The 6,260-nt window shown below is 66.6% G+C and carries 7 protein-coding genes; 2 read left to right on the top strand and 5 right to left on the bottom strand.

Annotated features, from left to right (window positions below; all coding sequences use genetic code 11):
* The first annotated feature begins 129 nt into the window (after window positions 1-129).
* Together NNX37_RS07350 and NNX37_RS07355 are read left to right on the top strand one after the other, a co-directional pair.
* Window positions 130-609, top strand: coding sequence for an acyl-CoA thioesterase (locus NNX37_RS07350; protein WP_255791678.1), 480 nt, complete (start codon window positions 130-132; stop codon window positions 607-609).
* Complete coding sequence (locus NNX37_RS07355; protein WP_255791680.1) at window positions 610-1,281, top strand: hypothetical protein; 672 nt, start codon at window positions 610-612, stop codon at window positions 1,279-1,281.
* A 20-nt stretch (window positions 1,282-1,301) separates the two neighbouring features.
* Here NNX37_RS07355 and NNX37_RS07360 read toward each other — a convergent pair whose 3' ends face one another.
* The 5 genes from NNX37_RS07360 to NNX37_RS07380 all read right to left on the bottom strand — a co-directional run.
* A complete protein-coding gene (locus NNX37_RS07360; protein WP_255791681.1) occupies window positions 1,302-1,787 on the bottom strand; it encodes a globin in 486 nt (161 codons plus the stop codon).
* Window positions 1,780-2,448 (bottom strand): mechanosensitive ion channel family protein, encoded by a 669-nt coding sequence (locus tag NNX37_RS07365; RefSeq protein WP_255791682.1) that lies wholly within the window; start codon window positions 2,446-2,448, stop codon window positions 1,780-1,782. Before NNX37_RS07365 ends, NNX37_RS07360 begins: the two co-directional genes overlap by 8 nt.
* A 79-nt stretch (window positions 2,449-2,527) precedes the next feature.
* Window positions 2,528-3,016: an OsmC family protein gene (locus tag NNX37_RS07370; protein ID WP_255791684.1), complete on the bottom strand. Its 489-nt coding sequence runs from the start codon at window positions 3,014-3,016 to the stop codon at window positions 2,528-2,530.
* Between the two features lie 56 nt (window positions 3,017-3,072).
* Window positions 3,073-5,625: an aminopeptidase N gene (gene pepN / locus NNX37_RS07375; protein WP_255791685.1), complete on the bottom strand. Its 2,553-nt coding sequence runs from the start codon at window positions 5,623-5,625 to the stop codon at window positions 3,073-3,075.
* A gap of 176 nt (window positions 5,626-5,801) precedes the next feature.
* On the bottom strand, window positions 5,802-6,260 hold a 459-nt coding region (locus NNX37_RS07380; protein ID WP_407079931.1), incomplete at its 5' end, for an LGFP repeat-containing protein.

Below are 6,260 nucleotides of genomic sequence, written 5' to 3' on the forward strand. Positions count from 1 at the left end.
CAGGAAGGGCGGTGCCGCCGGGGGCGGACCGCGGAACACTCTTAGCTTAAACGTACCGGCCAGTAACAAGTCCGGCGGCCCGGGTCCGCCGTTTTAGGGCAAAGCTCACTCTCTGGGAAGATGGAGGGCATGTCTGTGCATCGTTTCCCCGTCCAGCTTCGGTTCGGCGACCAAGATCCCAACGGCCACATCAACAACGTCGCGTTCATCCAGTTCCTTGAGGAAGCCCGGGTCCAGCTGGGCCTGCTGCCGCTTCCGGCCGGCACCGGCGGGCCCGGCAGCTTCCGCGACCTGACCGGGGACCGCACGGCCACCTACGTGGCCCGGCAGGAAGTCGAGTACCGGGCACCCCTGCTCCACCGCAGGGAACCCGTGTGGGTGGACGTCTGGGTCACCCGGATCGGCTCCAGCAGCCTTTCCTACGGTTTCCGGCTGACGGACGAAGACTCCGGCACCGTGTACGCCTACGCCGAAGCAGCAATGGTCCAGGTCGAAGCCGCAACCGGCAAGCCCACACCGCTCACGGATGAACAGCGGCAGGTGCTCCAGGGATGGCTGGGCGAGCCGGTGCCTTTCCGTGCCGCCGTCGCTGCAGGACAGGGCAGCTAGATGGACAGCGAACTCCGGCTGGCAGATCCACAGGTCACTGCCGATCTGCGCAACTTCGTTGCCCGCGCGCGGACGGCCGACGACGGGGCGGTCCGCCTGCAGGCGGTGGGCAGCGTCCTGGCGGCCTACGTCTGCATCCTGCGTCCCCGGATTCTGGGGGAGGACACCCCGACCGTACTGGGCCTGCGCACCATGCCCCTGGCCGCCCCGGCCGAGGTGGATACCACCGTCCAGCTTGCGGCCGTCGGGGACCGGCTGGCCCGGATGGGAACGGCAGACACGGTGCTGCCGGTGCCGCCGATGACCGTCCGCGAGACCTGGGCAGGCATCCTGGCGCCGCGTTCCGGCTGGCAGCCCGCCGGCCGGGTGCCGGTACAGCTGCTCGAGCAGACGGCGCACCGCGGGATCCGCGAGGTGGCAGCCATGCTCCCGCAGAGCCCGGGAGCCGCCGTCGTGCATAGTGCCCGGACGAGGGTCTGGGCGCAGCCGATGGGCGGAACCGAGGTCCCGGTGCCCGCGGGGGCCGCCTTTGCGGCTCTTTCCCTCGGTTTCCTGCCGGGCGACGGACCGCAGGCCGGAGCCGGCGACGCCACCCTGTTCAGCAACGGACGCTGGCTGCGGCTGAGTACTCCCCGGGGGCATGTGCTGACCCGGTCACCGGCGGTTCTGTAGGCCCGGCCTGCAGCGGCGGCTCAGGCGGAGTTGACCATGGAGTGCGCGGCGCGCTCGAGATAATCCCAGAGGGTGCCCTCGTGCAGGGGAGAGAGGTCGAGCGAGTCGACGGCGGCGCGCATGTGCCGCAGCCACGCGTCGCGGGCCGCGGGGGTGACGATGAAAGGCATGTGCCGCATCCGCAGCCTCGGGTGCCCGCGCTGCTCGCCGTAGGTCTTCGGTCCGCCCCAGTACTGCTCGAGGAACAGCAGGAGGCGTTCCTTGGCCGGCCCGAGGTCCTCTTCCGGATACATCGGGCGCATCAGCGGATCCTCCGCCACACCCTCGTAAAACACATCAACGAGCTTCACGAAGGCCGGATGCCCGCCCACGGCGTCGTAGAAGTTGTCCGTGTACTGCGGCTGCTGGAAGGCCTGGGGCTGCTGCGTGGGCTGCTGCGCCGGACGCAGCGGCAGGGACGAGGCGCTCGGCGGCGCCTCTGCGGGTTCAGGTGTCGGCTCAGTCATTGGCAACCATGCCGTCCTTCGGCGCGTCTGCCTTTGCCGGTTCCGCTGGAGCTTCGCCCAGGTAGGTGCCCTGGGACCGGTTGCCGATCTTGGCGATCTCGCCGTTGCGGATGTACCAGATGACGCCGCGGTCATCGATGATCCGCGTGATGCGGATACCCACGGACTGCACCGTTCCGGCAGTGTCGCCGACTTCGATGACGTCGCCGATTCCGTACTGGTCCTCAATGGTGATGAAGAATCCGGCCAGGGCGTCGCGGATAAGTTCCCGGGCACCGAAACCGAGGGCGATGCCGACAATGCCGACGCTAGCCAGCAGCGGGGCGATATTGATCCCGACGGCATCCAGCACCATGATGATCGCGACGGTCCAGATGGAAACGTTGACCGCGCTGCGCAGCAGGGCACCGATGGTGTCGGCCCGCTGGGCGCGGCGTTTCTTATCCAGGTTGCGCATCACCGGCTGCGGCCACTTGATCTTGGAGGAGTGCAGCAGCGAGTAGCCCTTCTGGGCACGAGTCACCAGCCGGTTGATCAGGAAGCGTGCGACGAACCAGACGCCGGTGGCGGCCAGGACAATAAAGGCAGCCTCGATCAGGCTGGAAAAGTCAAAATCACTGACGGTCACTGAAGAGAGGTCAATTTCGGAGGCGGAAAGCACAGGCTGCTGAACATCCTTTGTGTTGCCGGAAAGGGGTCTGCGGTTAAGGCTACCCGTGCCGGGGGCCCTGGGACCGCATTCAAGACCCGGTCAGCGTCACCGGTTGGTGCTCCACCGGGAAGTTCACGCTCCGGGCAATGAAACACAGGCGGTTGGCTTCGGCGTGCAGCGGCCCGGAGGCGAGCTCGACGGCGGCAGGCCCGCCGTCGCCGTCGATGGTGACCGAGGGGCGCAGCAGCACGGAGGTAAATTCTCCGCTGCCGTCCCGGTTGAGCCGCAGCAGCCCCTCGGGGGAGTCCGCATAGGCGAGGACCCGGATGCCGCGGCGGACAGCCACATGCAGGTAGGAGAGCATGTGGCACTGCGACAGCGCGGCAAGCAGCAGCTGTTCGGGGTTCCAGCGGTCCCGGTCGCCGTGGAACGTGGGGTCCGCGGTTCCGGGCAGGTCCGGCAGACCGGCTGCCCGGATGATGTGGTCACGGCCGTAGCCCCGGTAGGACGCGGTGCCGTCGCCGCGGTTTCCCGTCCATTCCAGCTCAAGTGTGTAACGGTGTTGGGAGAGATTCACGTCTCCAAAGCTACCGTCTCTCCACCCTGCCGGAGGGGAAACCGCGGCGGCAGGCGTTACCTGTCGGCCGCCTGGGCCTTCAATGCGCGGACCACACCGTCGCGGTTTTCAAGGATCAGCCGGCGAAGCGAGGGCGAGTCATCGCCCAGTTCCGCCAGGAACGCATCGGTGGCATCCACCGTCTCCTGGCGGGTGAGCCGGGTCGGATAGAGGCCGACGGCGATCTGCTGGGCAATCTCATGTGTGCGGCTGGCCCAGACGTCGCGGATGGATTCGAAGTACTTCTGCGCATACGGTTCCAGCAGGCCCGCGTCGTACACGCGCATAAACCCGGCGATGGCGGACCGCTGGGCGGCGTTGGGCATGTCCGAACGCTCCACGATTGCTTCCCAGGCGGCTGCCTTGGCTTCGGCCGTGGGCAGGGCTGCCCGTGCCATGGCAGCTGCCAGGGCGCCGGTGGCCGTGGCATCGCGCTCAAGCTCGGCGTCGATGTCCGCGGCCCCCATCCGACCTCCGGCTACCAGGCCGGTGAGCAGTTCCCAGCGCAGGTCCGCGTCGATCTCCAGGCCCTCGAGGGACCGGCTGCCGGCGAACAGCCCGGCCAGCGTGTCCAGCTGTTCGCCGGAAGCGGCATGGGCGGCAAACGCCTTGACGAACTGCAGCTGCGAATCCGATGCAGGTTCGGCGTCGGCCGCCAGCTCCCAGAGGCTGTCGGCAGCCGCCGCCGTCATGGGCTCGCGGTCATCCGGGCTGACATAGAAGGCCAGCGTGGTGGCCAGCTGGCGCAGCAGGACCTGCACCACGGTGGAATCGGACTCGGACGCGATGTTCTGCAGGACCAGTTCCACATAGTTGCGCGCGGGAATCTCCGCGTCGCGCGCGGCATCCCAGGCGGAGGCCCAGACCAGGGTCCGGGGGAGGGAATCCGCAATGTTGCGCAGGCTCCTGGTCGCGGTGTGCTGGGAGGCGTCATCCAGGCGGATCTTCGCGTACGCAAGATCGTCGTCGTTGAGCAAGAGCAGCGCCGGGCGGGGCTGCCCGGTGAGTTCCGGTACTTCGGTGCGTTCGCCGTCGACGTCGAGCTCCACGCGGTGCGTGCGCTGCAGCCGGCCGTCCTCATCCGGGTTGTAGAAGCCGATGGCCAGACGGTGCGGACGCAGGGTGGGGTATTCCTCGATGGCGCTCTGCAGCACGGCAAAGGAGGTGATGGTACCGTCCGCGTCAGTTTCGAGCGCGGGGCGCAGCGTGTTCACGCCGGCGGTTTCCAGCCACTGGGCGGACCATTCCTTGAGGTCCCGGCCGCTGGCCGTTTCCAGCTCGGACAGCAGATCCGAAAGTTCCGTGTTGCGCCAGGCATGCTTGCCGAAGTACTCCCGCACTCCGGCCATGAACTTGTCCTGCCCCACCCAGGCCACCAGCTGCTTCAGCACGGAAGCGCCCTTGGCATACGTGATGCCGTCGAAGTTCACCTGGACATCTTCCAGGTCACGGATTTCGGCGACGATCGGGTGCGTGGTGGGCAGCTGGTCCTGGCGGTAGGCCCAGGCCTTTTCCAGCGAGGCAAAGGTGGTCCACGCCTGCCGAAACTCGGTGGCCTCGGCGGCGGCCAGCGTGGACATGAATTCCGCGAAGGATTCGTTCAGCCACAGATCGTTCCACCAGCGCATGGTGACCAGATCGCCGAACCACATGTGCGCGAGCTCGTGCAGGATGGTCACGGCGCGGCGTTCCACGGTGGCGTCCGTGACCCGGGACCGGAAGACGTAGCTCTCGAGGAAAGTCACTGCACCGGCGTTTTCCATGGCGCCGGCGTTGAACTCCGGCACAAACAGCTGGTCGTACTTCTCGAACGGGTACGGCGTGCCGAACTGCTCCTCGTAGAAGGCGAATCCCTGCCGGGTCAGCTCGAAGATGTTCTCTGCATCCATGAACTGCATCAGGGAACGGCGGGCAAAGACGCCCAGGGGAATGGTGCGGCCGTCGGAGCTGGTGAGTTCGCTGCGGACGGACTGGTAGGGGCCGGCGATGAGCGCGGTGATGTAGCTGGAGATCCGCGGGGTGGGTTCGAAGGCCCAGGTGGAGCGCGGGCTGGAATCGGCCAGGTCGCCGGCGGCAAGGGGCTGCGGGGTGGGGGAGTTGGAGATGACGTCCCAGTGCGACGGCGCGGTGACCGTGAAGCGGAACGTGGCCTTCAGGTCCGGCTGCTCGAAGACCGCGAACATCCGGCGCGAGTCCGGTACCTCGAACTGGGAGTACAGATAGACCTCGTTGTCCACGGGGTCCACGAAGCGGTGCAGGCCTTCGCCGGTGTTCATGTAACGGGCATCGGCATCCACCACCAGTTCGTTGGACTCGGCGAGGTTCGGCAGTGCGATGCGAACGCCGTCGGATACCTCCGCCGGATCCAGCGACACGCCGTTCAGCGTGATCCGGTGCACGGTGTCGGTGACCGCGTCAATGAACGTCGACGTCCCGGGACGGGCGGAGAACCGGACGACGGTGGTGCTGCCGAACACTGTCTCTCCCCGGGTCAGGTCAAGGTTGACGTCGTAGGACTCAACGTTCAGCAGTTCTGCACGTTCACGGGCTTCGGAGCGGGTGAGATTCATACCGGGCAAGGTGGGGCCTTTCGAGGGACAAGGGGGCCGGCGTTTCACGGGATCCGCCGCACGTTGGTGATCTAGTGCACCATTCTGTCACTGCTAAGCACCCTGCCAAGTGGCGGAGGGCGGATTGCCGTAGCAATCCGCCCTCCGTTTATTTCCTTCAGATGTCTCTGAGCCCGCTAGTTGTAGCGGATTGTTGTCTTTTTATCGGTGCCCAGGGTGATTCTTCCGCCTTGGAAATCCTGGACCCGGGTTTTGCCAACGGCATATTCCCCGGACTTCGGGAAGCCAAGACGGCCGGTTTCGAAGCCTGCCTTCTGGTAGGCAGTCCGGATGGGTCCGTTCAATGAAACCTGGGCGCCGGTGGCAGAGGACCAGAGGATCGCGCCCTTGGCGAAGTTCTGGTACTTGCCGCCCTTGATGGTCACTTCGCCGCCGGTGGGGAAGCCGAGCGGACCGCCGGCGTTCCCGGACTTTACGTAGGCAGTGCGGATGGATCCGTTGACGGACACCTGCGCTCCGCTCGAGGCCGTCCAGTAGATGGTGCCCTTGGCGAAGTTCTGGTATTTCCCTCCGTTGGCGGATACTTCGCCGCTGGTGGGGAAGCCCAGGGCTCCGCCTTCGAAGCCGGCCTTCTG

It is taken from the genome of Arthrobacter zhaoxinii (assembly GCF_024385505.1).
Taxonomy (GTDB): domain Bacteria; phylum Actinomycetota; class Actinomycetes; order Actinomycetales; family Micrococcaceae; genus Arthrobacter_B; species Arthrobacter_B zhaoxinii.